Annotated in this window: 21 protein-coding genes and 1 pseudogene; 11 read left to right on the plus strand and 11 right to left on the minus strand. The window is 70.1% G+C overall.

Going from position 1 to position 17,656, the window contains the following annotated elements:
* The first annotated feature begins 28 nt into the window (after positions 1–28).
* The 7 genes from ureA (at position 29) to AAG895_RS02580 (ending at position 4,961) form a co-directional block, all read left to right on the plus strand.
* Positions 29–331, plus strand: a complete 303-nt coding sequence (gene ureA, locus AAG895_RS02550; RefSeq protein WP_345794000.1) for an urease subunit gamma — start codon at positions 29–31, stop codon at positions 329–331.
* Positions 332–513: 182 nt separating this feature from the next.
* Positions 514–819: an urease subunit beta gene (locus AAG895_RS02555; protein ID WP_345794001.1), complete on the plus strand. Its 306-nt coding sequence runs from the start codon at positions 514–516 to the stop codon at positions 817–819.
* Positions 819–2,570: an urease subunit alpha gene (gene ureC / locus AAG895_RS02560; protein ID WP_345794002.1), complete on the plus strand. Its 1,752-nt coding sequence runs from the start codon at positions 819–821 to the stop codon at positions 2,568–2,570. The genes AAG895_RS02555 and ureC overlap by 1 nt, the downstream gene beginning before the upstream one ends.
* 58 nt (positions 2,571–2,628) lie before the next feature.
* Positions 2,629–3,195, plus strand: a complete 567-nt coding sequence (gene ureE / locus AAG895_RS02565) for an urease accessory protein UreE (RefSeq protein WP_345794003.1) — start codon at positions 2,629–2,631, stop codon at positions 3,193–3,195.
* Positions 3,196–3,368: 173 nt separating this feature from the next.
* Positions 3,369–4,049 (plus strand): urease accessory UreF family protein, encoded by a 681-nt coding sequence (locus tag AAG895_RS02570; RefSeq protein ID WP_345795356.1) that lies wholly within the window; start codon positions 3,369–3,371, stop codon positions 4,047–4,049.
* Positions 4,046–4,717 (plus strand): urease accessory protein UreG, encoded by a 672-nt coding sequence (gene ureG, locus AAG895_RS02575; protein WP_345794004.1) that lies wholly within the window; start codon positions 4,046–4,048, stop codon positions 4,715–4,717. Before AAG895_RS02570 ends, ureG begins: the two co-directional genes overlap by 4 nt.
* Positions 4,718–4,760: 43 nt before the next feature.
* Positions 4,761–4,961 carry a HupE/UreJ family protein gene (locus AAG895_RS02580; protein ID WP_345794005.1) on the plus strand — a complete coding sequence of 67 codons (201 nt, stop codon included), beginning with the start codon at positions 4,761–4,763 and terminating at the stop codon, positions 4,959–4,961.
* Between the two features lie 34 nt (positions 4,962–4,995).
* Here the strand turns inward: AAG895_RS02580 and AAG895_RS02585 are convergent, their stop codons facing one another.
* Complete coding sequence (locus AAG895_RS02585) at positions 4,996–5,916, minus strand: delta(1)-pyrroline-2-carboxylate reductase family protein (protein ID WP_345794006.1); 921 nt, start codon at positions 5,914–5,916, stop codon at positions 4,996–4,998.
* A gap of 177 nt (positions 5,917–6,093) precedes the next feature.
* On the opposite strand from AAG895_RS02585, the gene AAG895_RS02590 reads away from it, so the two are divergent.
* Positions 6,094–7,098 (plus strand): adenosine deaminase, encoded by a 1,005-nt coding sequence (locus AAG895_RS02590; protein ID WP_345794007.1) that lies wholly within the window; start codon positions 6,094–6,096, stop codon positions 7,096–7,098.
* A gap of 25 nt (positions 7,099–7,123) precedes the next feature.
* Here the strand turns inward: AAG895_RS02590 and AAG895_RS02595 are convergent, their stop codons facing one another.
* Positions 7,124–8,176, minus strand: a complete 1,053-nt coding sequence (locus AAG895_RS02595; RefSeq protein ID WP_345794008.1) for a patatin-like phospholipase family protein — start codon at positions 8,174–8,176, stop codon at positions 7,124–7,126.
* Between the two features lie 273 nt (positions 8,177–8,449).
* Here AAG895_RS02595 and AAG895_RS02600 point away from each other — a divergent pair.
* The 3 genes and pseudogenes from AAG895_RS02600 to AAG895_RS02610 form a co-directional block, all read left to right on the plus strand.
* Positions 8,450–8,776 (plus strand): annotated as a pseudogene (locus AAG895_RS02600) (acyl-CoA thioesterase); the annotation flags it as partial.
* A gap of 72 nt (positions 8,777–8,848) precedes the next feature.
* On the plus strand, positions 8,849–9,187 hold the full coding sequence (locus AAG895_RS02605; protein ID WP_345795357.1) for a hotdog domain-containing protein: 339 nt from the start codon (positions 8,849–8,851) through the stop codon (positions 9,185–9,187).
* Between the two features lie 152 nt (positions 9,188–9,339).
* A complete protein-coding gene (locus tag AAG895_RS02610; protein WP_345794009.1) occupies positions 9,340–9,774 on the plus strand; it encodes a c-type cytochrome in 435 nt (144 codons plus the stop codon).
* 95 nt (positions 9,775–9,869) lie between these two features.
* On the opposite strand, the gene AAG895_RS02615 is transcribed toward AAG895_RS02610, so the two are convergent.
* The 9 genes from AAG895_RS02615 to AAG895_RS02655 all read right to left on the minus strand — a co-directional run bounded on the left by AAG895_RS02615 (position 9,870) and on the right by AAG895_RS02655 (position 17,570).
* Positions 9,870–10,505 carry a nitrous oxide reductase accessory protein NosL gene (locus AAG895_RS02615; RefSeq protein ID WP_345794010.1) on the minus strand — a complete coding sequence of 212 codons (636 nt, stop codon included), beginning with the start codon at positions 10,503–10,505 and terminating at the stop codon, positions 9,870–9,872.
* Positions 10,502–10,873: a hypothetical protein gene (locus AAG895_RS02620; protein WP_345794011.1), complete on the minus strand. Its 372-nt coding sequence runs from the start codon at positions 10,871–10,873 to the stop codon at positions 10,502–10,504. Before AAG895_RS02620 ends, AAG895_RS02615 begins: the two co-directional genes overlap by 4 nt.
* On the minus strand, positions 10,873–11,142 hold the full coding sequence (locus tag AAG895_RS02625; protein WP_345794012.1) for a hypothetical protein: 270 nt from the start codon (positions 11,140–11,142) through the stop codon (positions 10,873–10,875). Before AAG895_RS02625 ends, AAG895_RS02620 begins: the two co-directional genes overlap by 1 nt.
* Positions 11,143–11,159: 17 nt before the next feature.
* The gene (locus tag AAG895_RS02630; protein WP_345794013.1) at positions 11,160–11,702 is read right to left on the minus strand and encodes a nitrous oxide reductase accessory protein NosL; all 543 of its coding nucleotides are present in this window, start codon (positions 11,700–11,702) and stop codon (positions 11,160–11,162) included.
* Positions 11,703–11,739: 37 nt separating this feature from the next.
* Positions 11,740–12,555, minus strand: coding sequence for an ABC transporter permease subunit (locus AAG895_RS02635; RefSeq protein ID WP_345794014.1), 816 nt, complete (start codon positions 12,553–12,555; stop codon positions 11,740–11,742).
* A gap of 10 nt (positions 12,556–12,565) precedes the next feature.
* On the minus strand, positions 12,566–13,519 hold the full coding sequence (locus AAG895_RS02640; protein ID WP_345794015.1) for an ABC transporter ATP-binding protein: 954 nt from the start codon (positions 13,517–13,519) through the stop codon (positions 12,566–12,568).
* Positions 13,491–14,777 (minus strand): nitrous oxide reductase family maturation protein NosD, encoded by a 1,287-nt coding sequence (locus tag AAG895_RS02645; RefSeq protein WP_345794016.1) that lies wholly within the window; start codon positions 14,775–14,777, stop codon positions 13,491–13,493. Before AAG895_RS02645 ends, AAG895_RS02640 begins: the two co-directional genes overlap by 29 nt.
* Before the next feature lie 150 nt (positions 14,778–14,927).
* Positions 14,928–15,356, minus strand: coding sequence for a transcription regulator (locus tag AAG895_RS02650; RefSeq protein WP_345794017.1), 429 nt, complete (start codon positions 15,354–15,356; stop codon positions 14,928–14,930).
* A gap of 27 nt (positions 15,357–15,383) precedes the next feature.
* Positions 15,384–17,570 carry a 4Fe-4S binding protein gene (locus AAG895_RS02655; RefSeq protein ID WP_345794018.1) on the minus strand — a complete coding sequence of 729 codons (2,187 nt, stop codon included), beginning with the start codon at positions 17,568–17,570 and terminating at the stop codon, positions 15,384–15,386.
* Between the last annotated feature and the right edge of the window lie 86 nt (positions 17,571–17,656).

Raw genomic sequence — 17,656 nt, forward strand, 5'->3', positions numbered from 1 at the left:
CGGGCGCTGCGCTTGACAAGGGACGGAGATGGAACTGACACCACGCGAGAAGGACAAGCTGCTGATCTTCACCGCCGGCCTGCTGGCCGAGCGCCGGCGCGCGCGCGGGCTGAAGCTGAACTACCCGGAGGCGGTGGCGCTGATCACCTGCGCGATCCTCGAGGGCGCGCGCGACGGGCGCACGGTGGCCGAGCTGATGAGCTACGGCGCGACGCTGCTGACGCGCGAGGAGGTGATGGAGGGGGTGGCGGAGATGATCCCGGACATCCAGGTGGAGGCGACGTTTCCGGACGGGACGAAGCTGGTCACGGTGCACAACCCGATCGTTTGAGTTCGGGGCGGGCTGAGTTCGTGCGTGCTGCCCGCGACCGCCACGCCGGGCATTTGCTCTGCAGGCTGCGGAACTCGCCCTGCGGGCTCGGACAGTCCTCGCCTGCGCCGCAAACACCCGACATGACGATCGCTACCTTGTCGCGCCTGATTCAGGCGTCATGACGCTGAGGGAAGGAACAGATGATCCCAGGAGAATATTTCGTCGCCGATGGCGACATCGAGCTCAACGTCGGCCGCGCCACGCTGACGGTGGTGGTGACCAACACCGGCGACCGCCCGATCCAGGTCGGCTCGCACTACCACTTTGCCGAGACCAACACCGCGCTGGACTTCGACCGCGCCGCGGCGCGCGGCTTCCGGCTCAACATCGCCGCGGGCACCGCGGTGCGCTTCGAGCCCGGGCAGTCGCGCACCGTCGAGCTGGTGGCGCTCGACGGCGAGCGCGAGGTCTATGGCTTCAACGGACTCGTGATGGGAGCACTGTGATGGCGGAAATTTCGCGCCGCGCCTATGCGGAGATGTTCGGCCCCACGGTGGGCGATCGGCTGCGGCTGGCCGACACCGAGCTGGTGATCGAGGTCGAGCACGACTTCACGATCTACGGCGAGGAGGTGAAGTTCGGCGGCGGCAAGGTGATCCGCGACGGCATGGGCCAGAGCCAGTGCGTGTCGGCCGATGTGGCCGACACCCTCATCACCAACGCGCTGATCGTCGACGCGGTGACGGGCATCGTGAAGGCCGACGTCGGCTTGAAGGACGGCCGCATCTGGCGCATCGGCAAGGGCGGCAACCCGGACATCCAGCCCGGCGTCACCATCCCGGTCGGCGCCGGCACCGAGGTGATCGCCGGCGAAGGGATGATCCTGACCGCCGGCGGCATCGACAGCCACATCCACTGGATCTGCCCGCAGCAGATCGAGGAGGCGCTGATGTCGGGCGTCACCACCATGCTCGGCGGCGGCACCGGGCCGGCGACCGGCACCTTCGCCACCACCTGCACGCCGGGGCCGTGGCACATCCACCGCATGCTGGAGGCGGCCGAGGCCTTTCCGATGAACCTCGGCTTCTTCGGCAAGGGCAACGCGAGCCTGCCCGCGCCGCTGAAGGAGCAGGTGCAGGCCGGGGTGATCGGGCTCAAGCTGCATGAGGACTGGGGCACGACGCCGGCGGCGATCGACAACTGCCTGACGGTGGCCGACGAGATGGACATCCAGGTCGCGATCCACACCGACACGCTCAACGAGTCCGGCTTCGTCGAGACCACGCTGGCGGCGTTCAAGGGCCGCACCATCCACACCTTCCACACCGAGGGCGCGGGCGGCGGTCACGCGCCGGACATCATCAAGGCGATCAGCCGGCCCAACGTGCTGCCGTCCTCGACCAACCCGACGCGGCCCTACACCATCAACACCATCGACGAGCACCTCGACATGCTGATGGTGTGCCACCACCTCGACCCCGCGATCGCCGAGGACGTGGCCTTCGCCGAGTCGCGCATCCGGCGCGAGACCATCGCCGCCGAGGACATCCTGCACGACACCGGCGCGTTCTCGATGATGTCGTCGGACTCGCAGGCGATGGGCCGGGTGGGCGAGGTGGTGATCCGCACCTGGCAGACCGCGCACAAGATGAAGCTGCAGCGCGGCTGGCTGGCGCCGAAACGCAGCGCCGCGGCGGCGGTGCCCGATGCGGTCGCGGTGATCGAGGGCAGCACCGCCAACGACAACTTCCGCGTCAAGCGCTACATCGCCAAGTACACGATCAACCCGGCGATCACCCACGGCATCGCGCACGAGGTGGGCTCGATCGAGCCCGGCAAGCTCGCCGACCTGGTGCTGTGGCGGCCGGCCTTCTTCGGCGTCAAGCCGAGCCTGATCGTCAAGGGCGGCATGATCGCCGCGGCGGCGATGGGTGACCCCAACGCGTCCATCCCCACGCCGCAGCCGGTGCATTACCGGCCGATGTTCGGCAGCTTTGGCAAGGCGGTGAAGACCGCGGTGACCTTCGTGTCGCAGGCCGCGCTGCACAACGCCGAGGTCGCCGCGCTCGGGCTGCACAAGCCGCTGGTGGCGGTGCAGGGCTGCCGCAAGGTGAGCAAGGCCGACATGGTGCTCAACGACGCCACGCCGCAGATCGAGGTCGATGCCGAGACCTACATCGTGCGCGCCGACGGCGAGCACCTGACCTGCGAGCCTGCCGAGCTGCTGCCGATGGCGCAGCGCTATTTCCTGTTCTAGGGCGCGGCCACCGCCTGCGCGACACGCCCCGCACCCGACCCACCGGAGTTCCCCGACCATGCAGATGACCCATGACAGCCGCGCCGACCTCGTGATGTCGACGCCCACCCCGACGTCCGCGCCGGCGCCCGCGGTGCTGCTGATCGAAGCCCTCTACCACGGCGAGCTGCCGCCAGCCGACACGCTCGAACTCGACTTCAACGCCCGTACCAAGAGCCGCCTGCGCACCCGGCTCGCGTCGGGCGTGGAGATCGGCCTGTTCCTGCCGCGCGGCACCATCCTGCGCGGCGGGCAGAAGCTGCGCGCGAGCGACGGCCGCATCGTCGTCGTACGCGCCGCCGCCGAGGATCTGCTCGAGGCGCGCTGCGCGACGGCCACCGAGCTTGCGCGCGCCGCCTTCCATCTCGGCAACCGTCACGTCGCCGTGCAGGTCGGGCGCGATGCCGGCGGCGACTGGCTGCGCCTGCAGGCCGACCACGTGCTGGAAGGCATGCTGGTGGGCCTGGGCGCGCTGGTGAGTTCGCTGCGCGCGCCCTTCGAGCCCGAGGCCGGCGCCTACGCGCCCGGCCACCAGCACCCGGGCGACGGCAGCGGCGCGCGCATTCACCTGATGGCCGGGCAGTGAGCGCCGCCGCCATCTCCTGGTCGCCGCCGGCACCAGGCAGCGCCGGAGCGAGCGAGGCGACTGTCATCGAGCGCCGCGCTGTGGGAGCGGGCTTGCCCGCGAACGTTGCGTGCTCGCGCGCCGCATTCGCGGGCAAGCCCGCTCCCACGGGGCCCGCGCCCACGGTCTCCGGCCTGCTTCCTCTGCTGCGCCTGCTGCAGCTGGCCAGTCCGGCGCTGCCGGTGGGCGCCTACACCTACTCGCAGGGCCTGGAGTGGGTGGTGGAGAGCGGCGCGGTGCGGGGCGAAGCCGACGCCGCGGCGTGGATCGGCGACGTGCTGACGTGGAGCCTGGCGCGCTTCGAGGCGCCGCTGCTGGCGCGCCAGCTCGCGGCCTGGCGTGCAGGCGACGACGGCGAGGTCGCGCGCCTCAACGCGGACTTCCTCGCCAGCCGCGAGACCGCCGAGCTGCGCGCCGAGACGGTGCAGATGGGCTGGTCGCTGGTGAAGCTGCTCGCCGAGCTCGAGGCCTTCGCCGCCTTGCCCGGCTGGCGCCCCCGCCTGCTGGCGATCGACACGCCGTGCTTTCCCACCGCCTGGTCGGCCGCCGCCGCAGCCTGGCAGGTGGCCGCCGAGCAGGCGCTGGCCGCCTACCTGTGGGCCTGGGCCGAGAACCAGGTGATGGCGGCGGTGAAGGCGGTGCCGCTCGGTCAGAGCGCCGGGCAGCGCCTGCTCGCCGGGCTCGGCGCGCGCATCCCGGCGCTGGTCGAGTCCGCGCTGCAGCTGCCCGAGGCGCGCTGGAGCAACTACACCCCTGGCCTGGCAATCGCCAGCAGCCGGCACGAAACCCAATACACGAGGTTGTTCAGATCATGACGACGCATTCCGCCCCCTCTGGCGCCCCGGCCGGCGCGCTCCCCGCCTCGGCGCGCGGCCCGCTGCGCGTGGGCATCGGCGGTCCGGTCGGCTCGGGCAAGACCGCGCTCACCCTGGCGCTGTGTCTGGCGCTGCGCGACCGCTACAACATCGCGGTAGTCACCAACGACATCTACACCGCCGAGGACGCCCAGTTCCTGGTGCGCAACCAGGCGCTCGCCCCCGAGCGCATCATCGGCGTCGAGACCGGCGGCTGCCCGCACACCGCGATCCGCGAGGACGCCTCGATCAACCTCGAGGCGGTCGACCGCCTGAACGCGCGCTTTCCGGGGCTGGACATCGTCTTCGTCGAGTCCGGCGGCGACAACCTGGCGGCCACCTTCTCGCCCGAGCTCTCCGACCTCACGCTCTACGTCATCGACGTCTCGGCCGGCGACAAGATCCCGCGCAAGGGCGGCCCCGGCATCACCCGCAGCGACCTGCTGGTGATCAACAAGATCGACCTCGCGCCGCTGGTCGGCGCCTCACTCGAGGTCATGGACCGCGACGCGCGCAAGATGCGCGGCACGCGGCCCTTCGTGTTCTCCAACCAGAAGACGGGTCAGGGGCTTGCCGAGATCATCGACTTCATCGAGCGCCAGGGCCTGCTCGTCGCCGCGGCGGCCTGAGCGCGCAGATCACCGCATCATCCAGACCACAGGGACATCGACCATGAACACGCTCCGCACGCTGACCGCCTCCGCGCTGGCGCTGGCCGCCTCCGGCACCGCCCTCGCCCATCCCGGCCACACCCATGGCACCGACGGATTCCTCAACGCCCTCATCCACGCCTTCACCGAGCCCGGCGTGGTGCTGCCGCTGATCGCGGTCGGAGCGTATCTGGCGTGGCGGGCGCTGCGGCGTCCGGAATAGTCGGCGCAGCGCCCGCTCCTTGCGCGGGTGAAACTCAGCCCGCGGCGTGCAGCGCGAGGCGGGCTGCGGCCAGATCCCAGCCGGCCCAGCCGCAGCTCTTGAACAGCACTGGCCCCTGCGGACGCGGCCAGTCCTCGCGGATCACCCGCGCGAGTTCGGGAATCGCCTTCACGTCCATGCCGGCCTGCAGCAGGTCGCCGGCCTCGTGGTCGGCGTCGCGGGTGTCGACCACGATGGCGCCGCGCGCGGCGATGTCGTGGCAGAGCGCCGGCGACAGCTCCACCATCTGCGGCGTGAACGCGCCCACCGCGGCGATGAAGGCGTCCGCGCGCGGCGTGCCGTCGAGCACCACGCCGCTCGCCGGCGTCGCGGTGACCACCAGCGGGCACTCGTCGAGCGCGCGGCGCAGGTCGAACGCGGGCTGGGCATCCAGGCCGCGGCTGCGCGCATGGTCGATCAGCGCGCGCGCGCTCGCCGGGCTGCGCGAGGCAATGCGGACCTGTCCGGTGCCGAGGCCGTCGACGAAGGCGTCGAGGTGGGCACGACCCTGCACGCCGGCGCCGATGATCAGCAGCGGGCCGTCCGGTTTCGGCGCCAGCCTGCGGGCGGCGAGCAGGGACACCGCCGCGGTGCGGCGCGCGGTGACCGTGGGACCGTCGATGATCAGCCGGCGCTCGCCGCTGGCGACCTCGAACACCACCACGTCGCCCTGGATGGTCGGACGCGCGCTGCCGACGTTGGCCGGCGTGAAGGTGATCAGCTTGGTCACCGCCAGCCTGCCGTCGGTCGATGGCATCACGAACAGCGAGCCCTGGCCGGCGAGCGGCATCACCATGCGCGGCGGGACCTCGACCCCGGGCTCGGCGAGCAGGGCGGCGATCTCGTCGGCGAGTGCGGGATAGGGCAGGGCGGCGGCGGTCTGTCCGGCGGACAGCAGCGGGACGGGGTGGGGCATCGGCAGCATCCGGCGAGGGGGCGGGGGCGGCCATGCTAGCGCCGGCCGTGGATCCGCGACAAGGAAGGGCTGGCCCGCAGCGCGCGCGGATGGGCCGCGGCGGCCTGCCCATGTCCTCCTCCGTCGGCGTACACTGCGCGCATGCCAGTCGTGCCGACCGTCCCCAAGGAGATCGCGATGGACCTCGAGACCTACGTCCGCACCCTGCCCAAAGCCGAGCTGCACCTGCACATCGAGGGCACGCTGGAGCCCGAGATGATGTTCGCGCTCGCGCGCCGCAATGGCGTGGCGCTGCCCTGGGACAGCGTGGAGGCGACCCGCGCCGCCTACGCCTTCACCGACCTGCAGAGCTTTCTCGACCTCTATTACGCCGGGGCGGCGGCGCTGATCCACGAGCAGGACTTCTTCGATCTCGCCGTCGCCTATTTCGAGCGCGCGCACGCCGACGGCGTCGTGCATGCCGAGCTCTTCTTCGACCCGCAGACCCACACCGCGCGCGGCATCGCCTTCGAGACCGTGCTCGACGGGCTGGAGCGCGCCTGCGCCGAGGCCCAAGCGCGCTGGGGCATCAGCTCGCGGCTGATCCTGTGCTTCCTGCGCCACCTGAGCGAAGACGAGGGCTTCGCCACCCTGCACGAGGCGCTGCCGCACCTGGCGCGCATCCACGGCGTGGGGCTGGATTCGTCCGAGAAGGGCCACCCGCCCGGCAAGTTCGCCCGCCTGTTCGCGCGCTGCCGCGAACTCGGTCTGCACGTCGTCGCCCACGCCGGCGAGGAGGGACCGCCGGCCTACATCGTCGAGGCGCTCGAGGTGCTGAAGGTCGAGCGCATCGACCACGGCGTGCGCTGCGAGGAAGACCCGGCGCTGGTCGAGCGCCTGGCGCGCGAGCAGGTCGCGCTCACCGTGTGCCCGCTGTCGAACGTGAAGCTGTGCGTGTTTCCGACGCTGGCGCAGCACAACTTCAGGCGTCTGCTCGCCGCCGGGCTCAAGCTCACGATCAACTCCGACGACCCGGCGTATTTCGGTGGCTACGTCGCGCACAACTACCTGCAGACCGCGCAGGCGCTCGGCCTCACCCGCGCCGAGCTCAAGCGCGTGGCGCGCAACAGCCTGGAGGCGAGCTTCGTGCCCGAGTCGCTGCGTGCGCCCTGGCTCGTCCGCCTCGACGCGATGCCCGACTGAGCGGGCAGCGGGCGAGGCTGTGCGACTACAGGAATAGCCCGGCTACGTCCGCCGTCTCCTTGCGGCCCACCTGGCGGTGATGCGTGCGGAGCCAGTCATCCGCGCGCGCGCGGCCAAGCCGGTGGAGTTCGGTCAGGAAGCTGCTGGCCGCGTTGAGCTTGCTGGCACTGCCGGCCTCGGCCAGTTCGCGCGCCTCGATCAGGTGGAAACGCTGACCGACGAGCTTGCGCTCCAGCCGCCCCAGCGGCATCCAGCCTGCGGTTTCGGCGATGTGCTGGCGCGCGTGGGCGATCATCCGCATCTCGCGCAGGAAGGTGGTGGAAAAGCCCAGCTCCATGCTGCGCGCCGAGATGTCCTCGGCGCTGCGCGGCGCGTCGTCGCGTTGCAGCGGGTTGAGCAGCACCATCAGGATGTCGGGCGTACCGCACTCGTACAGCAGCGGGTAGATCGCCGGGTTGGCCGTGAAGCCGCCGTCCCAGTAGTGCTCGCCGTCGATCTCCACCGCATGGTGCAGGGTCGGCAGGCAGGCCGAGGCGAGCAGGGCGGCCTCGCTCAGTTCTGCGGTGTGGAACAGCCGCACCTTGCCGGTGCGCACCGTCGTCGCGGCGATGAAGAGCTTGAGCGGGCACTCGCGGCGCAGGCGCTCGAAGTCGAACTGGGCGCGCACCACGTCGCGCAGCGGGTTGAGCTCGAAGGGGTTGAGCTGGTAGGGCGAGAACAGCCGCATGAAGCCCATCATCACGCTCATCGGCGTCGGCAGCGCACCGTCGGCAGCGGGGTTCAGGCTGTGCAGCAGCTCCATGTGAAAGGGCACGCTGTCGCCCACCGCCTGCCAGAACCCGGCAAGCGCGGCGCGCGCGCCCTCGGCGCCGCCGGAGGTCCAGCCGTGCGCGAGCGCCACCGCGTTCATCGCGCCGGCGCTGGTGCCGCTGATGCCCTCGATGCGGATGCCAGCCTCGAGCAGGCGGTCGAGCACGCCCCAGGTGTAGGCGCCGTGGGCGCCGCCGCCCTGCAGGGCCAGGCTCAGCAGCGGCGGTTGGGCGTCGGGCCGGCGGCGCGGCCATCGCAGGGAGACCATCGGTATGCCTCGCAGTCAGTAAGTACGCCGGATGGAATGTTGCATTGCACAATGGAGAGTATCACGCGCCCTGCGTAGCAGCCGCATGAATGTGTCCGGGGGGGCGTGCAGGCGGCGGAACCTCGGCGCCCAACCCGGCGCGCGCGTTTCTTGGCATGATCGGGCCTTCCTTTCCGCCGCTGCGCGCGGCCCCGTCCGCTGGAGATGCTCATGGTCGGAGCTACAGGTCCTGCCGTAGATGTTGCCCCCCAAGCGCTGCCCGCATTGCGCGTGATGCCGATGCCGGCTGATCTCAACCCGGCCGGCGACGTCTTCGGCGGCTGGATCATGGCGATGGTGGACGTCGCCGGCGCGCTGCCGGCGATCCGCCGCGCGCGCTCGCGCGTGGTGACGGTGGCGGTGAATTCCTTCACCTTCAAGCAGCCGGTGTCGGTCGGCGACATCGTCAGCTTTCATGCGGACGTGGTGGCGACGGGGCGGTCGTCGATCACGGTCGATGTGCATGTGTTCGCCGAGCGCAACCCGGCCAGCCCGGTGGTGGTGAAGGTCACCGAGGCGCGCCTGACCTATGTCGCGATGAGCGCGCAGGGCGAGAAGCGCCTGCTCGGAGCGGTCGTGCCGCCGCGCGCCGAGCCGCCCTCGAGCAAGGAGCTGGTGTTGCGGGTGGTGCCGATGCCGGCCGACCTCAACCCGGCCGGCGACGTCTTCGGCGGCTGGATCATGGCGATGGTCGACGTCGCCGGGGCGGTTCCGGCGGTGCGCGTCGCGCGCTCCCGGGTGGCCACGGTGGCGGTGGACTCCTTCGTCTTCAAGCAGCCGGTATCGGTCGGCGACATCGTCAGCTTCCACGCCGAGATCGTGCACGTCGGCAAGACCTCGGTGACCGTGGACGTCGAGGTGTTCGCCGAGCGCAATCCCGAGAACCCGGTGGTGGTGAAGGTGACCGAGGCCAAGCTGACCTACGTGGCGGTCGATGAGTTTCGCGCCAAGCGGCAGATCGCTCCGGGCTGACCGGGCGCGGCGCGCGGGTCGGGGCGGTCGCATTGTTCGGCCGCCGTCCGCGGAATTGATGGCTATCAATCACGACGTGAGATTTTGCCGTTAGTGTGCGAGGCATTCGCAGAGCCCTCCTGCGACGGACCACGACCTAACGGAGATTTCACATGAACAAGTTCCCCTTCCTGATCGCCGCTGCGGCATCCGTCCTGCTGGCGGCCTGTGGCGGCTCCGACAGCGGCACGCCGGCCGCGCCTGCGGCCGCCCCGGCCCCGGCGCCTGTCGCCGCCGCGCCTGCGGCCGCGCCCGCCGCAGCGCCCGCGCCTGCCCCCGCCGCGGCGCCCGCGAATGCAGCGGGCGAGAGCGTCTACAAGAAGACCTGCGCGCTGTGCCATGCAGCGGGCGTGGCGGGTGCGCCGAAGCCGGGCGACAAGGCCGAGTGGGAGCCGCGCATCGCGCAGGGCAACGAGACCCTGTACAAGCACGCGATCGAGGGCTTCACCGGTGCCAAGGGCATGATGCCGCCGCGCGGGGGTGGTGCCTCGCTGACCGACGACGAGGTCAAGGCGGCGGTCGACTACATGGTCGCCAAGTCAAAGTAAGTGCGGCAACCCCGCTGCGGCGGGGGCAGCAAGCGAGGACGGGGCCTGCGGGCCCCGTTTGCATGTGCGCCGCGCGCGCATGAGGCGAGCTCGGGTCAGTGCAGGTGCTGGGCGTGGGTCGCATCGCGCAAGCCCGCTACCACGCCGCGGTCGATCTGCCCGAAGCGCAGTGCCTGGCCGCCTTGCTGCGCGATATGGGCCTGGGCGGCGGTCGCGTCGGCGAAGGCGGGCAGATCGGGGCCGCGCATCGGTCCGCGCGCGGCCGAGCCGCGCACGAAGACCGCCTCGCGCGCGGACAGCCAGTCGCCGCTGTCGAAGTCGGCGACGTAGAGTGCAACCGCATCGGCGGCGGCGCGTGTCGTGCCGAAGCGCTCCGGCGCATCCAGGAACATGAAGAGGTCCACCGGCGAGTCGAAGAAGTGTGCGGCGCCGTCGTTGAAGATGACCTGGGCGGCCCAGCGCGGAAAACGCGCGGGATACATGCCGCACACCGGGCAGCGCGCATCGGCGGGGATCGGGCGGGGGTCGTGGACGCCCAGGCCGCTGGCCGGATCGTAGGGGTGGGGCGCAACGACGCGGCTGGGTGCGACGACGCAGACGTCCTCGGCGGGCGGCACGAAGCTCGTGCCCGCGCGCAGGCCGTAGTCGATGAACAGCCCGCTGGCGGTGGCCAGCGCCCCGGCCGCGCCGGCAAGCAGCAAGCCCCGGCGCAGCGCCGCCCCCTTCATCATGCGCAGTCGGCCAGCAGGGGGTCCCTGCCGAGCGCGTCGATGACACGGGCGAGGTTCTGTTCCGGGCTGTTGTCGGTGCGCGTGAGCGGATCGGCCACGACACGCCCGTCGGCGCGGTGCAGGTGGTTGGGTGCGGTGTCGAGCTGCGGATGGGTGGGCGCGGTGTCGATGCCGAGCTCGCTGGCGTCTGCCTCGCTGCCGGTGCGCCAGCGCAGGGAGTATGCATCGGCGGCGGCGTAGCGCACGGTGAGGACGACGCCGTTGTTCAGCGTCAGGGTCAGCGCGTCCTGGGTCAGTTGCGCCGGCGCGCGCAGCGCACCGGCGTGTTCGCGCGCGACGTGGTCGAGCAGTCGGGTGTGCAGGCTCATCAGCGGTTGATCTCCTGGAGGCGGGTGGCGACCAGCTCGCGCGCGCTGGCGTGGGTGTCGGCCAGGATGCGGGCGGCGAGGTAATGCTCGTAGGCCGGATGCGCGTCGATGCTGCCGGCGGCGATGCGGGCGAGGAGCTCGGCCTCGTCGGTCGCGCCCATCGCGGCGAGCACCGCGCGCCGGTTCTCGCGTGCTTCGTAGATCAGACGGGTGACGCGCTGCAGGTCGAGGGCGTCGTCGGGAGGCAGGGCATCGAAAATCGGGTCCATCGCGGTTCTCGTTCGGATCACATCGATTGGTCGTGGAGGGCGCCGCCGTCGAGCGCGACCATGTCGGGCTTGACCTCGTCGAAGCGCAGCACCTGGCCGCCGTGCTCGGCGGCGAAGGCCTTCGCATCCTGCTCGCGGGCGAAGGAGGCGGCGGTCGGCCCCATGGAGCCCAGGCGCTTCGAGCCGAACACGTAGAAGGCCGACTTGGCGTCGATCCAGTGGCCGCGCGGTGCGTTCCACTCGGCCTTGGCCATGTCCTGGACGTAGAGCGCACTGACCGCGCGCGCCTGCTCCGGGTTCAGATAGACGTTGAACATCTCGATGGTGTCGCAGAACCAGTCGGGCTGCGCCACCCCGGCGTAGTGCATCTGCACCTTCGGGCCGGGGTAGTCGGCGAGCAGCATGCCGTCGAGCGCGCAGCTGCTGCTGCCATCGATCTCGACCGGGGCGACGGCGCCGCGGCCGCCGCCTTCACCGCCACCGCAGGCGGCGAGCAGGCCGGCGGCGGCAGTGGCGATCAGGAAGCGCCGCCGGCTCTGGCAGGCGTGATGTGTGCACATGGGGAATTCACTCCATCCGGTTCGGGTTGAGGTGCGATCAGCGGCGGAAGCGCCACGCCGCGATCGCCAGCGGGCCGGCGATCCAGGCCGCCATCACGAGACCGAGCAGCCAGGGCTGGGCGAGTGCGGGCGGGAACACGGTCGACAGGCCGTACAGGGTGCGGACATCGTCCATCGAGAAGATGTTGAGGATGCGGAAGACGTCGGCCGGATTGAGCAGCAGCGCGTAGGGCAGGGCCTCGCCGCCCCACTGGCCGGCGGTGACCACGAGCACGCCGAGCACCAGCAGGTCGAAGATCAGCACGAAGAAGAACCACATCGCGATTGCCAGGCCGGAGGCGCGCGTGCGGTCGGCGGCGAACACCGACAGCATCACCGCCAGGCTCAGGAAGGCGCAGCCGAGCAGCACCGAGCTGAGCATGAAGCCGAAGTAGTGGAACAGTGCGTTGAGGTCGAGCTGGGACGCCAGCACCACCCCCACCAGGCCGAAACCGGCGATGGTCGAGAAGGCGAGCGCGCCGGCCAGGCCCAGGTACTTGCCGAGCAGCAGTTCGAGGCGGGTGATCGGCATCGACAGCAGCAGGTCGAGCGAGCCGCGTTCGCGCTCGCCGACGATGGCGTCGAAGCCCAGCACGAGGGCGATCAGCGGGATCAGGTAGATGACCAGGCTGACCAGGCTGGCGATGGTGACCTCGATCGAACGGAACCCCACTGCGCCCTGCTGTGCCGCGCCGAAATAGGCGATCGACAGCGCGAACACGGTGAACACCAGGGCCACCGCGAGCACCCAGCGGTTGCGGATGCGGTCCCAGAACTCCTTGCCGGCGATCGTGGCGATCTGCGAAAACTCCATGGTCCGCCCCTCAGTCCGAAAAGCCGAAGAACACGTCTTCGAGCGAGGGTTCGCGCACCGTCAGGTCGCGAACCTTGCCGTCGAGCGCGGCGAGGGCGGCGATCACCGCCATCTTGGTGTCGCGCCTGCACTGCACGGCGACGTGGTCGTCGCGGGCCTCGATCGCCCCCACCGGCAGGTGGCCGAGCGCGGCACGCACGGCCTCGAAGTCTTCTGCGGCGACACGCACCTTGAACCACAGCGGCAGGTCCATCTGCTCGCGCAGCGCCTGCACCGTGCCGGTGGCCTGCACCGCGCCGGCGGCCATGATGGCCAGCCGGTCCACCCGCTCCTGGATCTCGGCCAGGATGTGGGAGGTGATCACCGTGGTCACGCCTTCGCTCTTCAGCTGCCGCAGGATGGCGTAGAAGCCGCGGATCGCCTCCGGGTCGAGGCCGGTGGTGGGCTCGTCGAGGAACAGGATGCGCGGCTTGCCGAGCAATGCCTGGGCGAAGCCGAGGCGCTGGCGCATGCCCTTGGAGTACTCGCGCACGCGCCGCCGGGCGGCATGCATGAGGCCCACGCGCTCGAGCAGGGCGCCGTTGCCGGCCGGCGACACGCCCTTGAGGCGAGCGAAGAAGTCCAGGGTCTCGGCGCCGGTGAGGTTGTCGTAGAGCACGACGTTCTCGGGCAGGTAGCCGATCTTGCGCCGCACGGCGCGGAAGTCGCCGCCTTCGACCCGTGCGCCGTCGATGCGGATCTCGCCGGCGCTCGCCGGGATGAGGCCGAGCATCATCTTGAACATCGTGCTCTTGCCGGCGCCGTTGTGGCCGATGAGGCCGAACAGCTCGCCTTCGTGCACGTCGAGGTCGACGCCGTCGACCGCGTGGATGCTGCCATAGTGCTTGCGCACGCCGCGGGCGACGATCACCGGCAGGGCGCCGGGCTGCGACGGCTCAGTTGGGGCGGGGGAAATGTCGGCCACGCCATTGGCTCCAGTCGGGGTTGTGCGGCTGCATGCGCGGCTTGGGGTCGACGATGCTCGGTGCGCGCAGCAGCGGGAACTGCTGCCCCACCAGCCGCAAGGTCTGCACCGCCGGGCTCGCCAGCAGCAGCTTCATCATCGGGTGGCGCCAGGTCAGGCGGTCCACCATGTCGTTGGCCTCGTACTGCACGTCGCCGGCGCCGTCGCCGTTGCGGTCCCAGCCGAGATAGTTGCTCCAGTAGTTGCCTTCCTTGACGCCCCAGGGCAGGTCGCGGGCGCCGACGTAGCGCACCTGCTCGCGGTTGGCGATGAAGTCGTTGCCCTCGACCTCGTTGTTCTTCGAGCCCGCCCACAGATGCACGCCGACCACGTTGTCGATGACCTGGTTGCCGCGCAGCACGTTGTATTCGGCGTCGTAGATGAAGAAGCCGCGCTGGTTGCCCGCGACCACGTTGTTCTCGATCACCGAATCCTGGATGGTGCGCAGCATGATGCCGTGGTCGGAGTTGGCCCACGCGCGGTTGTTGCGCACGGTGAGCCGGCGCACCTCCATCAGCGCCAGCCCGCCGCGGTTCAGCCAGCTGTGGTTGCCTTCCCACAGGTTGTCGTAGGCGTTCATGTAGTGCGTGCCGTAGCGGCTGTGGTGCAGGCGGTTGTCGCGGAACACGGCATCGTGCGAGACATCGACGTAGAGCGCGTCGCGCACGAAGCTGATTCTGTTGCCGATGATCTGCGCGCGCCGGGTGTTGTAGAGCTGGATGCCGTTGCCGCGCTGCGAGGACTGCAGCTCGCGCTTGCCGGTGATCAGGTTGCCCTCGATCAGGACGTCGTTCGACTGCTCGATCCACAGCCCGAAGAGGGTGTAGGAGAAGTCGCAGTTGCGCACCACGGTGTGGTGCGAGCCCGGCCACACGTAGATCCCCGCGTTCTGGTCGCGCAGGCTGGCGCCCGAGTCGGCGATGATCAGGCCTTCGATCGTGACCCGTTCGGCCTTGATGCGGATGGTGTCGCCGCGCAGGCCGCCGGAGAGGGTGGGGCGGTCGATGCCGCGCAGGGTCAGCGCCTTGGTGATGAGCAGGTTCTCGACGTAGCGCGCGCGTTCGACCTCGATGGTGTCGCCCGGCGCGGCGCGGTCGATCGCGGCCTGGATCGATTCCCCCGCCTTGACCCGCCACACCTCCGCTGCGGCCGGAGCGGCCAGCGCGGCAAACAGGCTTGCGACGACGAGGGCGCGAAGGAGGTGAAGGAGATGGGGCATTGCTCGGCAGACGATCCAGGTTGGGTCAGAGTATGCGGCCCAATGTCGCAGCGGTACTTGATCTAGGTGAAGCGGTCCCGGCTGCGGCGCGGGGTGCGCAAAGAACGGCGCCGCCCGGGGGCGGCGCGGGTGAGCGGGGGCGGCGCGTGCTCAGATCTGGATCAGCCCCAGGCTCTTCAGGGTCAGGAACAGGGCGGCGCCGATCAGCAGGTTCTTGAAGCCGACATAGCAGGTCATGTCCATCACGCTCGCCTTGCGGTAGCGCCGGCCCCACCACGGGCCCTCCTTCACGTAGGGCTTGGCGCCGAGGCGCACCACAACCTCGAATACGCTCCAGCCGAACCACCAGCCGATGATCACGCCAGGTGCGAGATTGTTGCCCATCGCGGCCAGCACCCAGACCAGGGTGGCGGCAAGCGCGAGCGCCAGGCCCGCGGCCTGGATCGCGCGCTGGCGCTGAAAGCCGTTTCGGCTCCAGGGCCACAGGTGGTCCCAGATCTCGGCGCCGATGCGCGCCAGGGCGCTGCCGCCGCTGTAGGGCGGGGTCACCGGTTCGGTCATGCTGCGGGGGTCGATCATGATGCGGTCCTCGTCGATGGGCGGCGCTCAGGCCTTGGCGGCCGGCACCGGCTTGATCGGGATGTAGTAGCCGTCGCTGCCGATCGGCGTCAGCGGCAGGCCGGCCTTGGTGCGGCGCTTGCGCTCCTGCGCCAGCGGCGGGCAGGCATGCTCGTCGGTGTACAGGATCATGCAGTCGAGGCAGTGCATGCACTCGCGATGGTCGATGCGGCCGTGCTCGTCGATCGCGAGCGAACCGCAACCCACCGCGCAGGCCTTGCAGCTGTTGCACTCCTGCTTGCGCTTGAGCCCGAACCAGCGGAAGGTCGAGGGCATCGCGAGCGAGGCGCCGAGCGGGCACAGATACTTGCAGAACGGCCGCTCCATGAAGATGGACAGGCCGAGCAGGACCGCCACGAACAGGGTGTAGGGCCAGGCGCGGTTGAACACGCCGACGAGGAAGGTGGTCTTGAACGGCTCCACCTCGGCGAGCATCTCCGCCAGCCCCATCGAGAACACCGACACCGCGAGCAGGGCGAAGAACACGAAGTACTTGATCCACTTCAGGCGGTTGTGCCACTTCATCGGCAGGGCGAACTGGAAACGCTTGAGGCCGATCGCGCCCGCGACCTTGTAGATCAGCTCGGAGAGCGAGCCGAACGGGCACATCCAGCCGCAGAACAGGCCGCGCCCCCACACGAAGGTGGTGAGGATGATGAAGATCCAGAACAGGAAGATGAAGGGGTCGGTGAGGAAGAGCTCCCACTCCCACTTGAACAGCAGCGAGTGGAACCAGGTCAGCACCTGGGTGATCGAGGGCTGGGCGAGCAGGCCGAAGCCGACGAAGCCGATGCTGATCACCCAGAAGGCGTACTTGAAGGCATTGACCGGCCACTTGTTCTTGCGCGTCGAGCGCCGGGTGAGGACGTCGCGCCTGGCGTAGACGATCGTCACGGCCACCAGCAGGGCGGCGAACAGGCCGATCTCGAGCGCGCGCGACTTCCACACCTTCACCCACGGTGCATCGGGCTTGATCACCTCCGGCCGGCCGCCCTCGAGGTGGCGGTCCGCCAGCCAGTACTCGGTGTCGAAGTTCGCGAAGGTCCGGGCGCCGGTCTCGCGGTCGACCCGGTTGCCGAGGAAGATGAACTTCCACGGGAAGGCGCCCGAGAACGCGGGCGAGCGCACGATGAAGATCGCCGACTCGTTGAACGCGGGCGCGCCGGCGGCGCTGACGCCGTAGAGGTTCAGGTAGTCGAGGTCGCGGAAGGTGAAGGCATCCTGGCCCTGGCGGATCTGTACGCGATCGTAGATGCCGCCGCGCACGAAGCCCGAGCCCTTGAACGACTCGTTGCCGCCGGTGCGGATCACGAACAGGGCGTGCTCGCCCTCGCGCAGCCGGGCCATCAGCGAACGCCAGCCGGCTTCGCCGAGGACCGAGCGGCCGATCTCCGGGTGGTTCAGGTAGCCGAACCAGAGATCGATGAAGGGCGTCGCGCCGCGCTGCAGACCGACCTGCTCGGGCATCACCTTCAGGTTGCGGACCGCGCCCTCGGCGACCAGCGTCGCCCAGTCGAGGGTGCGCCCGCCATCGGCGAAGCGTGCCTGAGGCCGGATCGTCGGCTCGAGGATGCCGACCTGGCGCGCGACCGCGGCGCCCGAGGTCATCATGACCTGATTCTGCGCGATCACCGTCACCGTGGCGCCGGAGATGGCGTCGAGGCCGATGATGTCCTCGTCGGGGCGGGAGCGGCCGATCTCGATGTTGTCGCCAACGAATTTGCCCAGGTACTGCTTGTTGAAGCCGATCAGTGCGCTTTCCGGAATGCCCAGCAGCAGGATGGGCTCGGAGTGCTTGAGGATCTTGACGCCGACGAAGCGGCCCGCGGTGTCCATGCCGATCAGCGTGACCACCGGCTTACCGGAGTAGGCCGGGGTGTCGGTGATGTCCGTGGACAGCATGACGTAGCCCACCAGCTTGCGTTGGCCGTTCTCTTCGGCATAGGCCTCGACGTACGGGGGCTGGCCCTTGCGTTCGGAGAAGCTGGTCGCGCCCGGCAGCACCTCGGCGCAGGGTACGTAGGCGCAGAGGGCGGGCGAGGTGCTCAGCTCCGCCGGCAGTGCGGCCTCGTAGGCGGACTGGGCGCGGGCCGGAGCGGCCGTCGTGGCGAGGACGGCGGCGGCGACGAGAATCAGCGAGGACAGGGCGCCGCGCAATGCGGACGACAACTTCATGGCGCACTCCATAAGGGGATTGTGATGGAGTCTAGAAGGGCCCGGCAGCGATGTATTTGTTTCGTATCAATTGTTGCTGGCGGACG

It is taken from the genome of Thauera sp. JM12B12 (genome assembly GCF_039614725.1).
In the GTDB taxonomy this organism is placed as follows: domain Bacteria; phylum Pseudomonadota; class Gammaproteobacteria; order Burkholderiales; family Rhodocyclaceae; genus Thauera.

Bases quoted from the DNA above. Each gene is read 5' to 3' on its own strand.
- ureA (WP_345794000.1), top strand. From the start codon at position 29: ATGGAACTGACACCACGCGAGAAGGACAAGCTGCTGATCTTCACCGCC.
- AAG895_RS02655 (WP_345794018.1), bottom strand. From the start codon at position 17,570: ATGAAGTTGTCGTCCGCATTGCGCGGCGCCCTGTCCTCGCTGATTCTC.
- AAG895_RS02645 (WP_345794016.1), bottom strand. From the start codon at position 14,777: ATGCCCCATCTCCTTCACCTCCTTCGCGCCCTCGTCGTCGCAAGCCTG.
- ureC (WP_345794002.1), top strand. From the start codon at position 819: ATGGCGGAAATTTCGCGCCGCGCCTATGCGGAGATGTTCGGCCCCACG.
- AAG895_RS02635 (WP_345794014.1), bottom strand. From the start codon at position 12,555: ATGGAGTTTTCGCAGATCGCCACGATCGCCGGCAAGGAGTTCTGGGAC.
- AAG895_RS02580 (WP_345794005.1), top strand. From the start codon at position 4,761: ATGAACACGCTCCGCACGCTGACCGCCTCCGCGCTGGCGCTGGCCGCC.
- AAG895_RS02585 (WP_345794006.1), bottom strand. From the start codon at position 5,916: ATGCCCCACCCCGTCCCGCTGCTGTCCGCCGGACAGACCGCCGCCGCC.
- AAG895_RS02650 (WP_345794017.1), bottom strand. From the start codon at position 15,356: ATGATCGACCCCCGCAGCATGACCGAACCGGTGACCCCGCCCTACAGC.
- AAG895_RS02610 (WP_345794009.1), top strand. From the start codon at position 9,340: ATGAACAAGTTCCCCTTCCTGATCGCCGCTGCGGCATCCGTCCTGCTG.
- AAG895_RS02615 (WP_345794010.1), bottom strand. From the start codon at position 10,505: ATGATGAAGGGGGCGGCGCTGCGCCGGGGCTTGCTGCTTGCCGGCGCG.
- AAG895_RS02620 (WP_345794011.1), bottom strand. From the start codon at position 10,873: ATGAGCCTGCACACCCGACTGCTCGACCACGTCGCGCGCGAACACGCC.
- AAG895_RS02595 (WP_345794008.1), bottom strand. From the start codon at position 8,176: ATGGTCTCCCTGCGATGGCCGCGCCGCCGGCCCGACGCCCAACCGCCG.
- ureE (WP_345794003.1), top strand. From the start codon at position 2,629: ATGCAGATGACCCATGACAGCCGCGCCGACCTCGTGATGTCGACGCCC.
- AAG895_RS02605 (WP_345795357.1), top strand. From the start codon at position 8,849: ATGCCGGCCGACCTCAACCCGGCCGGCGACGTCTTCGGCGGCTGGATC.
- ureG (WP_345794004.1), top strand. From the start codon at position 4,046: ATGACGACGCATTCCGCCCCCTCTGGCGCCCCGGCCGGCGCGCTCCCC.
- AAG895_RS02590 (WP_345794007.1), top strand. From the start codon at position 6,094: ATGGACCTCGAGACCTACGTCCGCACCCTGCCCAAAGCCGAGCTGCAC.
- AAG895_RS02555 (WP_345794001.1), top strand. From the start codon at position 514: ATGATCCCAGGAGAATATTTCGTCGCCGATGGCGACATCGAGCTCAAC.
- AAG895_RS02630 (WP_345794013.1), bottom strand. From the start codon at position 11,702: ATGTGCACACATCACGCCTGCCAGAGCCGGCGGCGCTTCCTGATCGCC.
- AAG895_RS02625 (WP_345794012.1), bottom strand. From the start codon at position 11,142: ATGGACCCGATTTTCGATGCCCTGCCTCCCGACGACGCCCTCGACCTG.